The organism is Sporosarcina sp. YIM B06819 (assembly GCF_033485175.1).
In the GTDB taxonomy this organism is placed as follows: domain Bacteria; phylum Bacillota; class Bacilli; order Bacillales_A; family Planococcaceae; genus Sporosarcina.
The window spans coordinates 37,239-57,194 of sequence record NZ_JAWLIQ010000009.1; the positions used below are offsets into that span (position 1 = coordinate 37,239).

The 19,956-nt window shown below is 40.4% G+C and carries 15 protein-coding genes; 4 read left to right on the plus strand and 11 right to left on the minus strand.

What is annotated here, in order from left to right:
- Nucleotides 1–118 precede the first annotated feature (118 nt).
- The 6 genes from R2B72_RS07250 to flaG all read right to left on the minus strand — a co-directional run bounded on the left by R2B72_RS07250 (nucleotide 119) and on the right by flaG (nucleotide 5,485).
- Nucleotides 119–484, minus strand: a complete 366-nt coding sequence (locus tag R2B72_RS07250; protein WP_318615774.1) for a PilZ domain-containing protein — start codon at nucleotides 482–484, stop codon at nucleotides 119–121.
- A gap of 63 nt (nucleotides 485–547) precedes the next feature.
- On the minus strand, nucleotides 548–2,023 hold the full coding sequence (locus tag R2B72_RS07255) for a methyl-accepting chemotaxis protein (protein ID WP_318615775.1): 1,476 nt from the start codon (nucleotides 2,021–2,023) through the stop codon (nucleotides 548–550).
- A 507-nt stretch (nucleotides 2,024–2,530) separates the two neighbouring features.
- The gene (locus R2B72_RS07260; RefSeq protein ID WP_318615776.1) at nucleotides 2,531–2,887 is read right to left on the minus strand and encodes a hypothetical protein; all 357 of its coding nucleotides are present in this window, start codon (nucleotides 2,885–2,887) and stop codon (nucleotides 2,531–2,533) included.
- On the minus strand, nucleotides 2,884–3,285 hold the full coding sequence (gene fliS / locus R2B72_RS07265) for a flagellar export chaperone FliS (RefSeq protein ID WP_318615777.1): 402 nt from the start codon (nucleotides 3,283–3,285) through the stop codon (nucleotides 2,884–2,886). Before fliS ends, R2B72_RS07260 begins: the two co-directional genes overlap by 4 nt.
- 38 nt (nucleotides 3,286–3,323) lie before the next feature.
- The gene (fliD, locus tag R2B72_RS07270; protein WP_318615778.1) at nucleotides 3,324–5,096 is read right to left on the minus strand and encodes a flagellar filament capping protein FliD; all 1,773 of its coding nucleotides are present in this window, start codon (nucleotides 5,094–5,096) and stop codon (nucleotides 3,324–3,326) included.
- Nucleotides 5,097–5,113: 17 nt separating this feature from the next.
- Complete coding sequence (flaG, locus tag R2B72_RS07275; RefSeq protein WP_318615780.1) at nucleotides 5,114–5,485, minus strand: flagellar protein FlaG; 372 nt, start codon at nucleotides 5,483–5,485, stop codon at nucleotides 5,114–5,116.
- 252 nt (nucleotides 5,486–5,737) lie between these two features.
- On the opposite strand from flaG, the gene R2B72_RS07280 reads away from it, so the two are divergent.
- The 3 genes from R2B72_RS07280 (at nucleotide 5,738) to R2B72_RS07290 (ending at nucleotide 11,959) form a co-directional block, all read left to right on the plus strand.
- Nucleotides 5,738–7,723, plus strand: a complete 1,986-nt coding sequence (locus R2B72_RS07280; RefSeq protein ID WP_318615781.1) for a methyl-accepting chemotaxis protein — start codon at nucleotides 5,738–5,740, stop codon at nucleotides 7,721–7,723.
- Between the two features lie 177 nt (nucleotides 7,724–7,900).
- Nucleotides 7,901–9,895 carry a methyl-accepting chemotaxis protein gene (locus R2B72_RS07285; protein ID WP_318615782.1) on the plus strand — a complete coding sequence of 665 codons (1,995 nt, stop codon included), beginning with the start codon at nucleotides 7,901–7,903 and terminating at the stop codon, nucleotides 9,893–9,895.
- A 1,098-nt stretch (nucleotides 9,896–10,993) separates the two neighbouring features.
- Nucleotides 10,994–11,959, plus strand: coding sequence for a S8 family peptidase (locus tag R2B72_RS07290; protein ID WP_318615784.1), 966 nt, complete (start codon nucleotides 10,994–10,996; stop codon nucleotides 11,957–11,959).
- A 426-nt stretch (nucleotides 11,960–12,385) separates the two neighbouring features.
- On the opposite strand, the gene R2B72_RS07295 is transcribed toward R2B72_RS07290, so the two are convergent.
- The 5 genes from R2B72_RS07295 to R2B72_RS07315 all read right to left on the minus strand — a co-directional run bounded on the left by R2B72_RS07295 (nucleotide 12,386) and on the right by R2B72_RS07315 (nucleotide 18,318).
- Nucleotides 12,386–13,687, minus strand: coding sequence for a Na+/H+ antiporter NhaC family protein (locus R2B72_RS07295; protein WP_318615785.1), 1,302 nt, complete (start codon nucleotides 13,685–13,687; stop codon nucleotides 12,386–12,388).
- 213 nt (nucleotides 13,688–13,900) lie between these two features.
- A complete protein-coding gene (locus tag R2B72_RS07300) occupies nucleotides 13,901–15,559 on the minus strand; it encodes a hypothetical protein (protein WP_318615786.1) in 1,659 nt (552 codons plus the stop codon).
- Between the two features lie 119 nt (nucleotides 15,560–15,678).
- Nucleotides 15,679–15,915, minus strand: coding sequence for a hypothetical protein (locus R2B72_RS07305; RefSeq protein ID WP_318615787.1), 237 nt, complete (start codon nucleotides 15,913–15,915; stop codon nucleotides 15,679–15,681).
- 426 nt (nucleotides 15,916–16,341) lie between these two features.
- Nucleotides 16,342–17,562, minus strand: a complete 1,221-nt coding sequence (fliB, locus tag R2B72_RS07310; RefSeq protein ID WP_318615788.1) for a flagellin lysine-N-methylase — start codon at nucleotides 17,560–17,562, stop codon at nucleotides 16,342–16,344.
- A gap of 153 nt (nucleotides 17,563–17,715) precedes the next feature.
- On the minus strand, nucleotides 17,716–18,318 hold the full coding sequence (locus R2B72_RS07315; protein WP_318615789.1) for a hypothetical protein: 603 nt from the start codon (nucleotides 18,316–18,318) through the stop codon (nucleotides 17,716–17,718).
- 206 nt (nucleotides 18,319–18,524) lie between these two features.
- On the opposite strand from R2B72_RS07315, the gene R2B72_RS07320 reads away from it, so the two are divergent.
- On the plus strand, nucleotides 18,525–19,430 hold the full coding sequence (locus tag R2B72_RS07320; RefSeq protein WP_318615790.1) for an endonuclease: 906 nt from the start codon (nucleotides 18,525–18,527) through the stop codon (nucleotides 19,428–19,430).
- The last annotated feature ends 526 nt before the right edge of the window (nucleotides 19,431–19,956 follow it).

The window sequence follows — 19,956 nt, forward strand, 5'->3', positions numbered from 1 at the left end:
TATTTGACCATATAGTACTCTTCTACATCTTCCCTTTAAAGTCCTTCTAAAAACATTATTAATTTTAAAAATTTGTCGATTTGTGACGAATCTGCATCATAACGCCGTTAAACTTCATTTAATTTTTTTCAGAACGCCTACGAAGCTTAAGTTCCTTCACAATTATTTGTTCCAACGTAGCATCTTCATCAAAATCAAAACCATACATATACCCGCCAGTATATGGCTTCCTCCATACAATTACGCCTAGAACTTCAATCACTTCTTCAAAAAGTGTGAATTTGACATGCAAGCGAACAGATCTATGCTCCACTGGAATATTAAACTTCGCAAAAATTTTTGCTCCGCCTGGACTAATATCGATGAGCTGACAGTCACCCGGGCTCGATTCTTCGCCTTGATCGTCATCGATAACAATCCTAAATTCTCCCTCTAGAGGATTGCCAAAAGTGTATCTAAAATATTCATTGCGTTTATACAGCATTGTTAACACCCCACTCTACGAAACTACAATCTATTTATTCTATTATATCAGAGAAGCCCTATATCATCGAACATCAGCCAAACGTTTTGTACGTCTCATCGTCCCATCCAACGTTGCCACAATTTGTGCATTATCCGCAACAGTTGTATGTATGGTCGCATTGACTTCTTCGAGTGAAGCACTTGATTCTGTCAACAAATTTGCAAACGTTCCCGTCATTTGTCCGATAGCTGTCGTGTCCTTCGTAATGGATGCCATCTTATTGTCAAATATTCCAAACTTTCGATAAAGATCACTTAATGTATTGTGCATCAGACCAATTTTCGCTTCAACATCGACCGTCAATGCCGCCTGCGTCACGAGTCTCCCTGTACTGCACGTCAAATTATCGCGTGAACGCTCATTCATGGCATTTACATCTGCCAAGTTGCCATTAATTTCAGTTAGCGTAACAGCTGTCAGTCCCGCAAGTTTGCGGATTTCATCGGCCACAACTGCAAATCCTTTGCCATTCTCTCCTGCTCTCGCTGCTTCAATGGATGCATTCAATGCAAGAAGATTCGTTTGCTCTGTAATCGTCGCAATTGACTTAGCGAGGCTATTGGTCTTGTCGATATTTTCCGTAAGCGTATCAAAAGAGCCATTCAAATCATCCAATAATGACTGTACTTCTTTCATACCACTGCGTAAATTTTGCATCAAATCAACGATTTCACCAGATTCCAGGCGCAATTGGGCTGTATCTTCATTCATCGTCTGCGTTTCCTTATGCATCTCGATGACGTCACCTTGCGTTCGCTCCGCATTATCAGCAATTTTTGCAATTTGCGATGCTTCCTGCTCGACTCCCGCTGCAACACTTTCCATAATTTCCAGCAATTCTTTCTGTGCTATCAAATGGCGCATGGCTGTCTCTCCAATTGCAGTCAAATCATCTGCAACCTGTTCAACATTCGCATTGAGCGTACGGTGCTTATTGGCTTCTTCAAGCGCATAAGTCGCCTGCTCCGCTGTGAATAAATCCACTTGCTCTTCTAACTTTTTCGTCTGTTTTATTTGGATGAAAAGTCCTACTCCCATCAAAACGAGAACAAGCACCAAACTGCCCTTACTATCTGCAATCTGCTCCTGAAAAGGATAATTCATAACAAATACACCTAAAACTGCAAGTGATAGCACAAATCCGTATGTCATAATCCTCATCGACAAATGCACGCTCGCAATGCCGGCGATAAAAAAGGCAATACCTGCTGTCGCAATCGAAGGTTCTCCAACGACACCATTCATGAGTGCCGCAAATGCCGTCAAACCAAGAACAATCCACGGAAACAAATTTTCAACAACAGCAACCTTTCTCGAAAGTACGTAAAACAACAACGTAATGACAACTGGTATCGCCATACTAACCGTCTTTAGCGTCCCCAGACCCATCGCAAAATAAAAAATCAATCCAATAAAACTCGAACCACCAAGCGTTACGAATAAAATGAAGTTCTTATTTGCAAATTCCTTCTGTCTAATCGTCTCTACATTGTTCATTCATGTTCCCCCTTAAGAATGGCTCAAAATTCGAACGGAGATACACCCAGTTTAACGCGATTTCCCCACCGCCTCACCTAGACAGACAGTAATCTCTTTTAAACAAAATAGCTCTCCTAGCACTAAACATGTCATAATCCTCATAAACACCAATATGTAAAATGTATCATTGATGAATCATCATTCATATGGGCGAAACTTACTAATTATTCAAATATTAATAACAAAAGCTCAGCGCGCCTGCTTAGATGCGACAGGTATAAGACGGATAAAGGAAGGCAGTTTAAAAACGCCGCGTCCTGCGGCAACAACTGCATGACCAACATCCTGTTGGCCCAAGAGGCGGTTTTGCCTCGTAGCCAATGTGGCTTATGACCCGAGCATCTGGCGCCCGAAGTCTAGACGTGTAATCGCTTTGTCATAACTTATCCACAGTACGAGAATTTTTTTCGTTTCCTAAGCTATAAAAAAACTCGATCAGAGAATTTATCTCCAATCGAGCTTCTATTACTGTTTCGTATCGTAAAACGTACCATCACGCGCTACATTGCTATAAGGATTAATGTAGTTTTTCATATGATCTTTTTTCGATTGGCTCTCTGAAAGATTCATCTTAATTTGTTTTGTAAACAACGCAAGCTTCTTCTCGACATCCACCTCTAGCGCGATGAGCTCATTACCAAATGCTTCTTCTTCGCTTGTAAACGGCGCAGCTATATGCGGTTGAAGCTTGTCCCGACTATCCAAGAAACCTTCAATACTCGAAATCACAGCATCTCGCTGTTCTTCTGAAGTCTCACTGGTCGTCAATGCTATCAATTTCTCTGTCACTTCACGCCAAGCAATCATCGCAGGCCGAATCATATTTCATCCACATTCGCATATTGCTTCTGCCGATTAATTTGAATAACCTGCTTCCACGTATCACGGAACTCTGTAATGATTGCGGATGCTTCATCGAATAGCGCACTATCATTTTTGATATTGCCATCAATGAGGCGGCTATTGGCAAACTCATAGAGAACTAGCATATTTTTAGCCACTGGATAAGACGTATCGAGCGTCAACATAAGTTCAGAAATAATGGCCTGTGCTTTTTGGACAGATTGGTTTTTTTCTTCAATATTGTTGTCATTCATCGCTCTTTTTGCCTGTTGAATAAATTTCAAACAGCCGTTGTAAAGCATGAGTGTGAGTTCGCCAGGAGTTGACGTGTTAACCGTATTGTTTTGATATTTTGCATAGGGATTGTTGATAGCCATTTATGATTTATCTCCTTTTATATAGGTAACTGCTGTAGTTATGAGTTACTAAACGCATTCATTAAGCTGACTGACTGTGAGTTTGCACGATTAATGGCGGTTTCCATTGCAGTGAATTGCTTCCAGTAACGGTTTTCCATCGCTTTCAAGCGTCCTTCAAAACGATCAATCTGGCTGTTCATATCTTTCAATGAGCGCCCTAGTGAAAATGAATCGTTTACAGACCCCACTTTACCTGCACGGTCAGCTATCGACTTTTGAGTATTATCGACTATTGTTCTTAGTTTACGTGCAAACCCTTGCTCGGCAACAGTCTTTCCGTCTTTTGAGAACAGCTCATGCACTTTATTCGGATCATCACTGATTGCTTTCTTTAATACAGTTTCATCAATAACAAGCTTACCATTAGCTGAATAATCATTGGAAGTTGTAATACCAAGACTTTTTAATGTATCGCTACCTACAGTCCCCATAAGCGCTGTCCTCATCTGCGTCAGCATACTGGAAATGGTGGAGTCATTCCGAAGCGTACCACTCTTCGCTTTTTCTTCCCACTGTTCGATATCCTTTTCCTTCATATCCTTTTTCTGTTCAGCTGAAAGGGGCTGGAAATCACGATATTTAGGCTCGCGGATTTGTTTGTTCAAACTTTCGATAAGTTTGTTGTACTCGTCTACGAATTTAACGACGGAGTCGAAGATTTTATCGGTGTCTGGTGCGGAACTGAAGGTAATAGGTGCTGCGTCTACTGCCGTTACCTGCTTTAAACTGAATTCAAATCCGTTGATTTGGAATGTGTTGGAAGAGCGCTCTGTTTTTAGTCCATTGATAGTGAATATTGCGTTTTGACCTGCGGTTCGATTGCTTGTAGCTAGGGAAATATCTGAACCATTGGCGATTGCAACACTTTCTATTTTGCTTCCTTCATCGTTATTTAGAATGTTGATGGTAAATTCCCCTGTATTTCCATCGTATTCTGCTTTCAGGCCCTTATTTGGTACATTGATTTGACTCTTCATTTCTTCCCAGGGATCAGCTGCATTCGCATCAAAACTTAGTACTTCGTCTACTCCATTTACACGAATTGTAATCTTCATTTCATTTATTTTAGATGGGTCTAATCCTGAAGTATCAAAAGACAGAGGTTCTCTAACTAATCCTAAAGACTCTCCCAAATCCCCCGACACTTCAATATTCCCCGCTCCGCTATTTTTAGCAGTCATAGAAATTTTGCCGGTGTGAGAATCAAAAAACGCACTTACGCCTGTTTCTTTATTAATTGTATCTAAAACCGTTTTTAATGTATCAGTCTCTTTGAACACTAATGGCTTTTTTTCTGTTGTCATCTTACCGTTTGCGTCGATTGTATTTATTAGTAACTCTGTTCCATTAATACCTAAGTCTTTTAGCGTTGAGTTTACCGATTGAATTACCTTTTTCGGTGGATCTCCAATTTCTTTCTCTTCAAACTTAATACTTTTACCGCCCTGCAAAGTTGCATTTTTCGCTAATTGATCAATTTTAAGCGTCCCCGAAAAATCACTAGTAGACCCCATATTCCTTATCGCTACATTATCAGGCGAAGAAACGCTCACCGTCTTCGCTGCAAATGAAGTGGATAATATCATCGTATCAAACGTCTTTTTACTGAAATCAAACAATTGGCGGTTTGTCGCACGGTAATCATCTAACTGCCATTCTAAGTATTGTTTTTTTTGAGTAATTTTATCGAGTGGTATACGGTGTGCCTTCATTAAATCACTTACCATTTTCTCCGTATCAAAACCAGAGGCTAGTCCGCTAATTCGCATTTTAAATCACGCCTTCCTTAAATTTTCCGATCGACAAGCATGCCGACAAATTCGCGCATAGCCGCATGGAAGTCCAACAGTTTTTTTGATGGAATTTCCCGAATGACTTCATCCGTTTTCGAATCGACAATCGTTACATAGTACTCATTGAGCTTGTCATGAAACTTGAAACGTAACTGCGTATTCGCACTTGCCAAAAATGTGTTCATGCTGTCCGTTAGTTGCTTGGCTTTGTCTGCTGGTAGCCGTTGTTCTTGGTCAGCTTGCGGCTGTGCTTTCTCCGCAACTGTTTGTACTTGCACTTCTGAGACTTCCATGTCTGGTACCGCTTTTTCTACAGAAATATTCGCTCGATGCATCGTGGTACTTCCATCTATACGTCCTACCATTCCTAAACCTCCCTGCTCTTCAGCACTTACTTATGATTTATATCGGCAAGGCTAAAAGGAAGTTAAGTCAATTGGGAATATAAAGTAGTAAACTGCTAACAAAACTATGGATACTACCTAATTCGTCTACACATAAATATTGTATTCAGAAATTTAGTACTTTTCACCTAGAGCTAAACAATTTGCTATAAAAACCGAAATACCCATAGTAAAGCTACTTTATGAAATTGAAAGAGAAGGTGCAAACTATACATGTTTAGATCCGTTAAAACAAAAATCATCCTGACAGTCTTGGTGTTATTTCTAATTGGAATCACTACGATGACTGCCATCAGCAGTACACAAGTCAAAAATACAACTGGGAAAAGCGCCACCGAATCCAGTGCCGCTCTCTTGACTGAAATTAGCTATTCTATTGAGAACTTCTTGGGTCAATACAACAAAGGCATTGGACAGCTATCCACGTCACCGACAATGACAAACTTCACAATCCCTAGTGAAATCAACCCCGTCCCTGCCCTTGAAAAAGAATTCAGCAATTTCCTCAGCTTCTATAAAGATGCCACATCTGTCTATTTCGCTCTTCCTACAAAGGAATTTGTCATTAGGCCACAAGCTGATCTCGGTAGTGATTTTAACCCAATCTCGCGAGAATGGTATCAAAATGCAATGGCACAACCAGACACTATTCAATGGTCTAAACCGTTCACTGACTCCGCAACAGGAGAATTGGTTATCGCGGTATCTAAAGCCGTTCAATCAAACGGCAAAATCATTGGCGTTCTCGGTCTTGACATTCAACTGACTGCATTAGCAAATGCAATAGAAGCTAGTGATGTTGGCTATGGCGGCTTCCCAATGGTACTCGATACGGAAGGTACTGTGATTGCCCACCCCTATAGCAACGGAGAGAATTTTATGAAAATGCCCTTCATCGCAGCCATGTACAAGGAAGGGAACGACACCAATATTTCCTACTACGGCTACGAAGGTGTAGATTATGTAAATGTTCATACGACATTGCCTGGCTTGGGTTGGAAGATTTCCGCAATCTATCAGGAAAAAAATATAAATGCGATAGCTACTAAATTACGTACCTCCATGATCGTTATTGCACTTGCCATATTGCTCGTTATCTTTGTCGCATTGTATTTCATCATTAGCCGTACCATTAAACCGCTCGGGCAATTAAACAAATTAATGGATTCTGTATCCAAAGGGGATTTAACCGTCCATTCCGATATTCAGTCGAAAGACGAAATTGGTGAGCTTGGCAATAACTTCAACACGATGATTGACAACATGAACGCCATTATCACTGTCGTCAACGACTCCGCCTCACATGTTCGTGCCAGTTCAGAAAACTTGAGTGTTGTTGCCGAAGAAACCAATGCCTCAAGCGAAGAAGTTGCAAATGCGGTAAGTGAAATTGCACTTGGCGCTTCCAGATCCGCCGAGGATGCGGAAATCGTCACGGAACGTGCCGATCTTCTCGGTCAACAAATTAACGACATAACCAGCAAAGCAGGTGTCATGTCTGATATCGCAACAAAAGCTGGTGTTATGAATACCAATGGACAAGGTCAAATGCAGCAGTTAAAGCGATCCTTTGGCGATTGGGAAACGAATTTACAATCCATGTCAGAGGTCATCGGTACGCTTGAAACAAAAGTAAAAGCAATCGGTGGCGTCATGGAAACCATCACCCAAATTTCATCACAAACGAATCTGCTAGCCTTAAACGCTAGCATTGAAGCTGCACGTGCCGGCGAGCACGGTAAAGGCTTCGCCGTCGTGGCTGATGAAGTGCGCAAGCTTGCTGAACAATCCGCACGCTCAACAGAACAAGTAAAAGTAACCGTTCAAGAACTGCAAGAAGAATCCAGACTCGTTACCCAGCAGATGAACGACACGCGTGTGAACTTCCAGCGTCAAGGAACTGTCGTTAACGACACGGAAAGGACTTTCGGAGAAATCTCTACTTTGATGGCAGATATGCAAGATTCCATTGACGCTGTCTATACAGAAATCCAGAAAGTTTCGGCTCACAAAGAGGATGTGTCAGCAACCATTCAAACAATGGCAGCCACTTCCCAAGAAACTGCAGCCGCTTGTGAAGAAGTTAGTGCCTCAACGGACGAACAACTTCGCGCTATCCAATCTGTAACAGATGCTGCTGAAATACTGACTGGCTTGAGTGAAGAATTGAGTTTAGCAGTGAATCGATTTACAGTTTAATAATCTAATAAACTTGCCATAGCATTATCGTGTCTGGCGGGTTTTTTTTCCGGTTAATTCGGGTACTGTACAATAACTAGCAATCTTTCCCTCTTCATTTTTTCTAAACAACTGAACAAATAGACCGAAATTCATATAGTAGAACTAATAAAAATAGAAAGCGTAGGTGCTGGTTTAATGTTCAAATCTATCAAAACAAAAATCATTTTGACGGTCATGTTACTGTTCCTAATCGGCGTCTCCATTATGACCGCAATTAGTAGTACACAAGTGAAAAGAAATACAGAAGACAATATCATTAGCTCTAGCGGCACGCTTGTTAATGAGATTGGCTTTGCCATTGAGAACTTCTTGGGACAATATGAAAAAGGGCTCACCCAATTATCTAGCTCCACTGAAGTAATTGAATTTGCCACAGTACGTGCAGACGTAGGCAATGATTCACAACAAGCTCTTCGTACTACATTCGAAAATTTCCTTGAACCTTTTGAGAACTCGTCAGCTGTCTATCTTTCATTACCAACTAAACAAACGATTATTATGCCGAACACAAATCTCGGCTCTGATTTCGATCCAACCACACGTGAATGGTACACCCAAGCAATTGCTAATCCCGACGTGGTGCAATGGACAAGTCCTTATATTGACCAAGCAACTGGAGAATTTGTCATTAGTGCTTCAAAAGCCGTACAATCCAATGGGCATATTCTCGGTGTTGTGGCACTCGATGTCCAACTTTCTGCATTAACCGATAAAATCTCAGCAAGTGAGATTGGCTATAACGGCTATCCTGCAGTATTCGATATGAAAGGAACAGCCATTGCCCATCCAACATTACAGGGAGAAAATTTAATGAATCTCCCTTTTATCGCTGAAATGTACAAAGATGATACTGAACGTGACGCTATTCATTATGTATATGAGAATGTCCCAAAAGTACTGATTTACTCTACTATCCCAAAATTCGGTTGGAAAGTATTAGCCGTCTATGACGCAAAAAATATAAACGCAATGGCAAATGATTTACGCATCTCAATGGTAACCGTTGCACTTATCACGTTGCTCGTTATTTTCGTCGCCTTGTATATTATAATTAGCCGGACCATCAAACCACTTGGCCACGTCAACACGCTCATGGATTCTGTCTCTCAAGGTGATTTGACCGTTCGCTCTAACATCAAAACAAAGGATGAAATCGGGGAGCTCGGTCGGAACTTCAACACGATGATTGACAATATGAACGCCATCATCACTGTCGTCAACGAATCCGCATCAAACGTTCGTGCCAGCTCCGAAAGCTTAAGTGCTGTCGCTGAAGAAACCAATGCATCTAGTGAAGAAGTTGCAAATGCGGTTAGTGAAATTGCGCATGGTGCATCAAGATCGGCCCAAGATGCAGAAATCGTCACAGAACGTGCAGATCTACTTGGTCAGCAAATTAACGAAATCACCAGTAAAGCTGGTGTCATGTCTGATATCGCAACCAAAGCAGGGGTTATGAATACCAACGGACAAGGCCAAATGAAGCAATTAAAACAATCATTCGAAGACTGGGAAACCAATTTACAATCCATGTCCGAAGTCATCAGCACACTTGAAACAAAAGTAAAAGCAATTGGCGGTGTCATGGAAACGATCACCGAGATTTCATCACAAACAAATCTACTAGCACTAAACGCCAGCATCGAAGCTGCACGTGCGGGTGAACACGGTAAAGGCTTCGCCGTCGTGGCTGATGAAGTACGGAAACTTGCTGAACAATCCGCACGCTCAACAGAAGAAGTCAAAATAACTGTCCAAGAACTGCAAGCAGAATCCAGACTCGTTACACAGCAAATGAACGACACGCGCGAAAACTTCCAACGTCAAGGAAGCGTCGTTAATGATACGGAAATCACTTTCGGAGAAATCTCGACATTGATGGCAGATATGCAAGATTCCATTGATGCCGTCTATACAGAAATTCAGCAAGTTTCGGCTCATAAAGAAGATGTGTCAGAAACCATTCAAACAATGGCAGCAACATCTCAAGAAACTGCCGCCGCTTGTGAAGAAGTTAGTGCCTCGACGGACGAACAACTTCGTGCGATTCAGTCTGTGACGGATGCAGCGGAGACACTGACGGAGCTGAGTGAGGAATTGAGTAATGCGGTGAATCGCTTTAAAGTTTAAAAATTGCTAATGCCCGTTTCTGACTTCGTGTCAGTAGCGGGTTTTATTTTTATTGTCAGATGAAGTTTCTTGACATGTTAATCGAATGAGTTTTTTATCATATGACGGTATTAAACTAATCGAAGTCAAATTTTTATCAACTCGGTTCCCTCTCCGTCAACCGCTATATTCCGCAGCACGCAGAAAAGAAAATGCAAGGGCTATCCCATATCTTTTGGCTCCAGGTCTACCCATTCCTATGGAAGATTCATGCCTAATCCCAATATCCTAATAAAACGCCTTTCTCCCCTATCTTTAGGGTAAGAATGGCGTTTGTCTGTTTTTCCTATTACTGTATTGTGCCTGTGCCTTTTTTATCGAAACTTCCAATCATTATTTGTAGGCTTTTGACATATACCATTTTTATTGCACATATACATTATAGAAACGCTACCTATCCTATTCATTTTTTGTAAGAATTACACCTCAAAGTCAGTTGATTTACAGAAAATGCACGACGTTTTTCTAGGTATTCCTAATTGAAGGGAGGTGAAAATCCATGACAACGTACCAAACACTAAGCTTACTCCTCCAGCTATCTAGTGGATGGATTGCCGCTATCACAGTGTTGTTGTCAGTCGTTTTTTTCTTTTCGAGAAAGAAGTAATTGTCTTCCCTCGGCAAAAGTGTGGACAATTACTTCTGCTCTCTCGGCTAACTGCTTTTTTTGCCCAATGATTTTCACGGTCGTACGCTGTGCAAAATCATCCCTGAATCTGTCATCCTGTTTACTGATGTAGGACTGATTGCTCAAACGCCCAATCCCTTTTTATTGTATGTTACGTTTTCTATTATATGATGATTTTTTAATAGAAGTGTAGAATCACTTTTCAAATTTGAATTGCATCCTAATTTAACTGATCATTACAATGGGTTGGGTCAATTAAGTACACCACGACTCTATCAATCAGTTACAGTCTCCTATAATATGCAGGAAGTACTAGTAATAGAAGCATTTCCTTTGGCATCTCTCCTACAGCAGTGATTACAGGCAAAAAACGTTCTTTCATCAGGACCCAGAATGGATAGGTAGCGAACAATACCATGAGGAGGTATAATGTGGAGAATTTTGCTCATGTAATTCCATATGATGTGATAGCTGAAATAGCGCAGGCCAATGAAGTTCCGGCAGGTGTAGATTTGATACAGGCACCAAAGATTTGGCATGAAACAAAAGGAAAAGGGATTACGGTAGCCGTCCTGGATACGGGTTGCGATCATGATCACCCCGATTTACAACAACGGATTATAGGCGGCCGAAATTTTACGGATGACGATGATAGCGATCCAACTACATTTCTCGATTACAATGGACATGGAACCCACGTTGCCGGCACAATCGCTGCCCAACAGGACAATAAAGGCGTAGTCGGCGTAGCGCCCGAGGCAAATTTGCTGATTGTAAAGGTATTGAATAGAAACGGCGCGGGCAAATATGAGTGGATTATCAGCGGCATCCATTACGCAATTGAACAAAAAGCGGATATTATCTCCATGTCGCTAGGGGGGCCAATCGATGCACCCGAACTTCACGAAGCGATCAAAAAAGCAATCGCTCACAATATCCTTGTCGTGTGCGCTGCCGGCAATGAAGGAGATAAAGACGAATCAACCGATGAATTCGCCTATCCAGGCTATTACAACGAAGTCATTTCCGTAGGTTCGATTAATGACAAACGGCACCCTTCCAGATTTAGCAACTCTCACAACGAAATTGATGTCGTCGCACCAGGTGAAGAAATTCTCTCAACGTATCTCAATGGAAAATATGCGAAACTAAGCGGAACTTCCATGGCGGCACCCCATGTTTCCGGAGCTCTGGCCCTTATCATAAATTTGGTCAATTATCGCTTCCAACGACCACTTTCAGAACCAGAACTCTATGCACAGCTGATCAAAAGAACTGTTCCACTAGGATTCTCACCAAAACTTGAAGGCAATGGAGTCGTTTATTTAACAGTTCTTGACCAATTGGTTAATGTTTTTGAGAGGGAAGTGAAATCATTCGTTTTGAGTGTACAGTGATGTAGATATGATGTGGGGTTAGATGGCTGTATGGCAATTAGATTGATCGAGTGCCTATGTGTGATGCTTTTATGTCAACCCAAACATACAACTAGAACACAGCCATATGTTGATTGGACTGTGTTCTAGTTTTTTTCATATGATGGTAGTGATTTTACTGAATAGTATTCCATATTGGCCAACTACACTTCTTACTGGCTTGGACAGTAATTCTTTCTATTACTAATTAAAACTGGATACACAGGTTTTCGGTTTCAATCTTCAATCGAAAAAGATACATCCAGCTATCATTTTTACACAAACTAAACACACCTACATAAGCAGTATAACTGTCACCTAGTATGAAATGGGCGATTGGCTAATACTCGTCCGACTGGACACCGGAGTGCGGTAGTTTTTTTCTTCCTCCACTCTAGCGAAGGGGTCTTAACCCACCTCTTTGAATTTCGGATAACCAATCAAAATCGCTATCACACAACAAATACCCATAAGAACCGGGTAAAATGAATACATCATAATGCTCACTGGTGAAATAGCTGCTAATCCCGCAGCTACGAGTAACTGTACACCATAAGGCAAAATGCCCTGCCAGCAACTAGAGAATGTATCCAGCAAACTTGCCGACTTGCGAGGATCTACACCATATTCATCAGCAATTCGCTTGACGACTGGCCCTGTAATAATAATGGCTATCGTATTATTGGCAGTTGCAATATCCGCCACACTCACTAAACCAGCAATGCCAAACTCAGCACCTTTTTTCGTTTTAATCTTACTGGTGATAACCCGTAATAAGTAATCGATTCCGCCATTATACTGAATAATCCCCACGATGCCACCAATTAATATAGAGACAATGGCCAAATCCTCCATTGCCATTACCCCTTCAGCAATCGCCTGCAAGAAGCTACTCAGCTGATAAGAGCCATCCATCAGCCCAATGACACCCGCAAAAATCGTGCCACCAACCAAAACCACTAATACATGAGCGCCTGACAATGCTGCCACTAACACAGCTAAATAGGGCAGGATTTTCACGAACTCATACGGATGATCACCAGCAAGCTCCGCTACATTGCCACTTGTCAAAATGCCAAGAAGAATCATCGTGACAATTGCACCCGGCAACACAATGAAGAAATTCACCTTAAACTTATCCTTCATTTTCGTGTTCTGCGTTCGCACCGCTGCAATCGTCGTATCCGAAATCATCGACAAGTTGTCGCCAAACATCGCACCACCAATCACCGTCGCCATAGCCAACGCCACCGGAATATCCGTTTGAGCCGCAATCCCCACACCAATCGGTGCCAAAGCCACAATCGTTCCCATTGATGTCCCCATCGAAATCGATATAAAACAACCAATGACAAACAAGCCGACCATCAACAAATTTGCAGGTAACAATGACAAGCCAAGGTTGACAGTCGATTCAACCGCCCCCATGCCTCTGGCAACACCCGCAAATGCACCCGCCAAAAGAAAGATCACAGCCATTAAAATAATATTCGGATGACCTGCACTCTTGGTAAAAATATCAACTTTTTCAATAAATGTTTCTTTCCGATTCATCATTAGCGCCACCGCCGAAGCAATGAGTATCGCAACGTTCAATGGCATATTCGAAAAGTCTTTTGTCACAATTCCTGAACCGATGAAAAGGAGTACGAAAACAAGTAACGGCAAGAATGCAATAAGACTTCCTTTTTTCACTTTATTGTTTGACATATTCAATCCTCAATTTCTTAATCTTAGTTAAAGATTATTTTCTTCAGTATGGGTAATACGTTTTTATGTTTAGACGTAAGCATATAAGTATAACATAAAAACCAGCCATTCCATCGAGATATGTACTCGGTGGATGGGCTGGTTTTCAGTTATAAGGATGCCCGACTATATGTCAGCTAGGTACTATTTAATGGCTCTTTTTAATTCGAATAATCAAATCTTACTCAATTCATCCACAAAAGCTGGTTTCCTTCTATAACTACTTCGAAGCTCATTCACAATTGCTTGCTGAAGCTGTTTTCCCACTATGTTTTCATACCGTCGAATCATTCGGCATACACCTTGATAGTCTTTGCGATTCGATGCACGATTGGCCGTCATTTCAATATGCTCCTTATACACCTGCTGGACCTCTTCTTTATAGACTCCTACCAAATCGCTAGCATACTGTTCAATACACTCTGAATATGCTCGCACAAACTCCATTAATTCATCTGTATCATTTTCTTCCTCAATCAGACTTTGAAACAGACTTCTCGATTGCCACCCTGAATGCTTTTGTAACTCTTGCTTTAATTGCCCATAAAATTGGTCTGAATCCTTGGCAAGCGCCTTCAATTCATGATAAAAATCAAAATCACCATTCATAAAAAGGTCTTTTGCTAATAATTTTTGTTCCCTTCTTAGCGATAGCGCTTTGTAAGCTTCATATCTAAATTTCTTCCACTTCGAGACTAATCCCGAATACTCCATATCAGACCGTTCTCCCGCTGCTGCCAGCTCGATGACCCGATTGTAATTCCCCTCAACTATACATCGTTGGATCAGCTCTTCCCTAAATGACGAATAATGCAGATGAGCCTGTATAAATTGATCCGCTTCCTCTTCCGTACCATATTGGTCAATCATTTCAAATAACAGTCGATTCAAGGCCTCATTACGGTAATGCTGATAACGCTGAGACGTATTTTCATCAATCAATGATTCAACTTTTCGACTTAGCGCTTCCCTGTACTTGCTGCTATCTGCAAAATTTGTACAGATTTTTAATAACGTAATTTGATAATCTTCCCATCCTTCAAAAACCGGATGCTCACATTGCTTGAGAAGTTTTTCAAAAAGCTCTTGCTTTTGTCCAACTTCCGAACCTAGTGCATTAGTAATCGTCATTTCAATCACTTCTAGCGTATCCTCCACTAAACAACCGATATCGCCATCAGAATCATCCGCATATTGAAATGCTTCAATCGCTTCCTCTACCAATAAAAAAGCAAGCCCTAGTGCTACAACTGCATCCGAACAGGCCTCAATTTGCACTAAGCACTCACTCAATTCGCTTGCAAAATCATTCGTTTCCCTGTAAGAAATAAAACCTTCTCTTCCCTTATATTTACTCACAATAGAATGAACCCAACTTTTAAAACTTGCCAACTCTTGCCCTGTTGTCTCTTTCGAATACGTAAGCATTAAACGACTTTTCAGGATTTTATCTTTTCCAGCTAACTCATCAATAATGTCGATTAACTGATCTTTCGATAAATTGTTAAGTACCTCAATTAAGCCGCTTTGCCCTTTCTCCATAACGTCCGATTCACTCGATGCGTCATCTAACATGTCTAATAGCTCGAAATAGACTGCAACTTCATGCTTACAAACTGGTCCATATGTATACGGACAATCACAATAAGAGGACAGAATGTCGCCATCATTGTTTAGTGTGACAAGCACCTCGTACTTATCTACTCCAACAACTTGAAAACAATATTCATGATCATGAAGTCCCACCGCCATAACATGCCCATCCATATAATACTCATGGCCTCTATCTACTATCTTTTGATCAATATAATGTTCAAAGTTTTGAAGATTCATTGCCGCCCCTCCCATTCTTTTGTAGAATTATGTTCATCATGTGATGGGTCATTATTACCTCTCAAGAATTAATGATCATTTGTTAGATTGTGTGAGTGACTGGCACCGAAACACAAATATTAATGAAGAACAGGATACAATTGTTTCTCTAGGGAGCTGAATTCCTCCTTTAACGCATGCAGCTCACGGTTCAACCGCTCACCTTCAATTGCCGTAAGCGTATGTTCTACAGCGTATTCAGCTATCCTTTTCATTTCATGGAGATTCACGTCCATCATGTCCAAGATACGAATCTGTTCCCGAGTCCACTGAAGCTGTTGTTCGAGGGATTCCTTCTGTTGTTGATTCTGATTCATTTTATTTCCTCCTCGCTACTAACTTCTTATATAAATGCAGGTGTGTCTAGGCACGGAGTATCAACACCTATCACGATTTAGAATTCAATGAGAAAATAGTTAAACTTCCTATTCTTTATATCGGTTCAAATTTGTGAGTTTCAAATGGGATTTACTGTGTTGATTTTGTTGCGATAAGAAGAGAAATTCGTGACCAGTGGGATGACCGGATTAGTAGAATCCCATCATTATATTTGCGGAAAATTATTAGGGGATAGAAATTGTGTGAGTGACTGTGCACCTAAACAGACTAGAACACAGCCATATGCTGAATAGACTGTGTTCTAGTTTTTTCATATGGTGGTTGTGTGAGTGCCAGGCTCCACACTTTAATTGACGGAATCGTTTCCGAGTTGTGCGAGTGACTAGCACCGAAATCCTGCTGAATTAACTCCGTACAAGCACAACCATATGTGCCAGAGTCGTATAACCATGTCCTTTCAAAAGGTTTTCAACATTTTTCAAATAAGCATTATTATGATCAATTGTCTTAGAATAGGATTGAACAAGCTTAATTACTAAGTCATTATTTAATCCATTGTGGTATTTGGCCATTCCGATCAAGTGCAACTTTATCATTGAAAAGTTAATAATAAGAATTGCGAAACTGTCTGTTACCGTTTTTTTGTCGAAAGGGAATAAATTCGTAAATACATAATTCACTAGGTAATTTTCTAGAATATACTCGTGTTTATCTATGAATGGTTTGTAATCTACTTCATACGCCTCTTTATAGCGTTGGTTGATATCATCCTCAAAAAATTCAATATCAATACCAAGCCCTTTAACCATCTCATTTAAGCAGTCTACATATCGCTGACTAGTTATCGAACTTGATAAACGGTATTCAAGAAGACTTTTACACATACTTACTTGAAACGAAATATTTCCAGGAAGCTGTTTAATAGAATCCAATAAACTTTCGTCGTCTATACTACTTTCAAACTCTTGCATCAACAATAATACCTTTTCACTTTTCCCTTCAGAACTAAGCTTATCGAACTTCCTATAGAATAGTCCTAGAATGATGAGTCGATTTTCAATCGATATGTTCCTATTCTGTAAGGTTCTGATAGTAAATATTCGTAGGTTCCAGAATAATTCCTGCTGTTCTTTTGACATCGAATGCTTTTTCAAAAAACCCTTCGTATTACTCGGCTCCACATCCTGGATGAAATCAATTCCTTTTTCATTCAAGAGGACCAGTCTTGCCACTTCAGGACATGACAATGTCGCGCTTTTTTCGACTACATTATCGACCAGATTCAAATTTCTTGGATACACAGCGCAAGTATTTGATAAAAAATCGGGACCCAATTCTTTTTGTATCTTGCATAAATGATCTTCATCTAACAGCGTGCAATCACCTGAGTTATTCATTTTTATCTTAGCGTATAAGTCATCTGAATTACCCGAGCGATTCCGTTTCACATTTTCATTTAAAAGTGTTTTCATTTCGGGATTTTTCGTACCTTTATATTTTTTATATGTCTCTTTATCAACAGTAACTTTCCACCCAGCACAACATGTATCCTCACAAGCTGACCCGATACATTGAAATTGGGTCATGTACTCGGGGAGTATGATTTCTCTTGTCTTTTCTATCATTTCTTCACACCTTCCAATTTTCCGAAAACAGTATGTACTACTTGTTGGTCATATTTTGTTGCGTTTATGGGATTTCTTCCAATCTTAAAAAACTAATTCGTGAAAAGTCACTTATCATGGAAATAAGATAATATTCTACACCCCCGCCACCAATTAATTAAGATATTCTCTAATTCCTTCTGCATCAATCGTCTTCCCAATCTCAACTTCCAACGCTTCAAAGGTCGAAATCAGGCCATCACGAATGATATCCCCAATCTGCTCATGATTTTCTTTTTCTACAGCTTGTCCAAGTTTCGCAAGTTCACCTTGCATTCCACCCGCTAGACTAACATAAGCTTCCCAATTTACCGGGCGCTCTTTACTTTCACCTATAGTCACTAACATGTCATTCAACCATTGTGCCCCCTCCAATAGCATTTCGAAACTTGCCCACGTTTCCTTTGTTGGGCTGTTCTGAAACTCTTGAGATAATGCTACAAGATCGGAATTAGCACGTCTCAAGTATTCTTCTGCCGAGTTAAGTACATCATTCATGAATTTCTTTTCTGACTTTGCGATGACTTCCAGTTTCGAGATTCGGTCCAAATTTAGGTTCAGATATTCTTCATGGTTTTCATAAACTTCAGTTCCATCTGCAATGAAATGGCTAAAGTTATCATCTGCCGCTATTAATTCCTTTATTTTCTCAATGACCTCGTCCGATGATGGATCTTTTTTCAATTCTATTTCCTGTTGCTCAATAACAAGTTTCATCTAGGTGTTCCTCCAATATTTTTTTTATAATGTGTGACGTTTCCATATCTTTTATATCGGTTCAATTATGAAATATTGAAATAGAATTTGTGGAAAATGAGTTGTTTGAGTGACTGTGCACTGAAATATCAAATTCAAATAGAGATTTATCGAGAGAAATCTGCTATATTTAGAATGAATGTTCCCTCGTAAGGAGTGAGTAAATTTTGACCGACTATCATAATTTCAATCATTTTATATGCGGAAAGTTATTGGGGGATGGTTGCATTACAAAGCAGAACGGGAGAAAACCACGATTTCAGTTCATGCATCGTACTGAGGATGTTGGATGGGCCACTTACTGTTATGAACAATTGAAAAATCACATCCCTCTGTCAGCCCCCACTTACCAGAAAGTGATGGACCAAAGGCTAAAGTGCGGATTTTCCGAAAGGTATATTGTGCAAGCAAGGACGGATGAGCTGATTACGGATTTGTATAGACTTTGGTATCCAAACGGAAAAAAGACGCTCCCTTTCAACTATATTGAACAATTTTTGGACGAAAAGGCTTTAGCCTGGTGGTATCAGGATGATGGCCACTTAAAAATAACTAGCGGAACTGTTTGTAAGATTATTTTGTCAACCGACAATTTCAGTACTGTGGAAAACGACATGCTGATTGAAATACTTTTCAACAAATTCAAACTACACTTTGTCAAGGATGGACAAAACCGTCTGCTCATCTATGACCAGTTTCAAATCATCTATTTTCTTAGCCTTGTATCACCATGGTTGCATGCAGCAATGAGTAGAAAAGCAATGCCCATACAACCATTACGCTCGATTGCAGCACGCACGACTATCTATTTGCCGGCGAAGTATGAGCTATCGAAGCCCACATCTGAAATTAATGAAAGACTGAACAAACTGCACACGTTATTTGACAGTTCGACAACAGAAGTGTGTCTCCAGACTATCTTTCCTTTGTTCAATCTAGAAAAAAAGGAGGTCGGAGATGTTAAGGAGTATCAAATTGTCATTGATGAAAAGCACAGAGAATCACTTGCACGAATACGCCAGCAGACTGGATTGTCGGTTAGTCAACTGGCTGAGTATTGTTTTAGGGCATGAAGAATACGATTGAGGATTGCTTTTGGTTCATAGATTATCAAAAAGATTTGGCAGCTAGTTTACTTTGGTGTCATTCAACTTTTTTGGAGTAGTTTGTCAATACCGGAAGTGGCGTTTACTTTAATCCTATTAGTCACAATTAAATTGTCGAAATAGTTTCCGAGTTGTGTGGATGACTGGCACTGAAACATGATGGACAATCCAATACGCTCCGAGGCAACAGAGATAAGTATTGACGAAAGACGGTGTCTTGGACTACACTTTTCATATGAAATGCTCCTTCATTTGTAGTGTAGGGAACTGATTTGGTTATCAGTATCTATTCTACAGAAGGAGCATTTTTTTGTATAATCATATAGACTATTATACTTATAAAGGTTTTAATTACTTTTTATTACTGTCATGCAAGGCTATTGGTCACCATAACTAAGCTTGTTGGATATTCTTTTGAGATATGATTGTATGAGACCCTGACACCTTTCATTTTGTCCGGATTACCTCGGTGAATTGTGTGAGTACCTGTCCC

What these genes read in the sequence shown, in the direction of transcription:
- R2B72_RS07250 (WP_318615774.1), bottom strand. Translation starts at nt 484, where the DNA reads ATGCTGTATAAACGCAATGAATATTTTAGATACACTTTTGGCAATCCT.
- R2B72_RS07255 (WP_318615775.1), bottom strand. Translation starts at nt 2,023, where the DNA reads ATGAACAATGTAGAGACGATTAGACAGAAGGAATTTGCAAATAAGAAC.
- R2B72_RS07260 (WP_318615776.1), bottom strand. Translation starts at nt 2,887, where the DNA reads ATGATTCGGCCTGCGATGATTGCTTGGCGTGAAGTGACAGAGAAATTG.
- fliS (WP_318615777.1), bottom strand. Translation starts at nt 3,285, where the DNA reads ATGGCTATCAACAATCCCTATGCAAAATATCAAAACAATACGGTTAAC.
- fliD (WP_318615778.1), bottom strand. Translation starts at nt 5,096, where the DNA reads ATGCGAATTAGCGGACTAGCCTCTGGTTTTGATACGGAGAAAATGGTA.
- flaG (WP_318615780.1), bottom strand. Translation starts at nt 5,485, where the DNA reads ATGGTAGGACGTATAGATGGAAGTACCACGATGCATCGAGCGAATATT.
- R2B72_RS07280 (WP_318615781.1), top strand. Translation starts at nt 5,738, where the DNA reads ATGTTTAGATCCGTTAAAACAAAAATCATCCTGACAGTCTTGGTGTTA.
- R2B72_RS07285 (WP_318615782.1), top strand. Translation starts at nt 7,901, where the DNA reads ATGTTCAAATCTATCAAAACAAAAATCATTTTGACGGTCATGTTACTG.
- R2B72_RS07295 (WP_318615785.1), bottom strand. Translation starts at nt 13,687, where the DNA reads ATGTCAAACAATAAAGTGAAAAAAGGAAGTCTTATTGCATTCTTGCCG.
- R2B72_RS07300 (WP_318615786.1), bottom strand. Translation starts at nt 15,559, where the DNA reads ATGAATCTTCAAAACTTTGAACATTATATTGATCAAAAGATAGTAGAT.
- R2B72_RS07305 (WP_318615787.1), bottom strand. Translation starts at nt 15,915, where the DNA reads ATGAATCAGAATCAACAACAGAAGGAATCCCTCGAACAACAGCTTCAG.
- fliB (WP_318615788.1), bottom strand. Translation starts at nt 17,562, where the DNA reads ATGATAGAAAAGACAAGAGAAATCATACTCCCCGAGTACATGACCCAA.
- R2B72_RS07315 (WP_318615789.1), bottom strand. Translation starts at nt 18,318, where the DNA reads ATGAAACTTGTTATTGAGCAACAGGAAATAGAATTGAAAAAAGATCCA.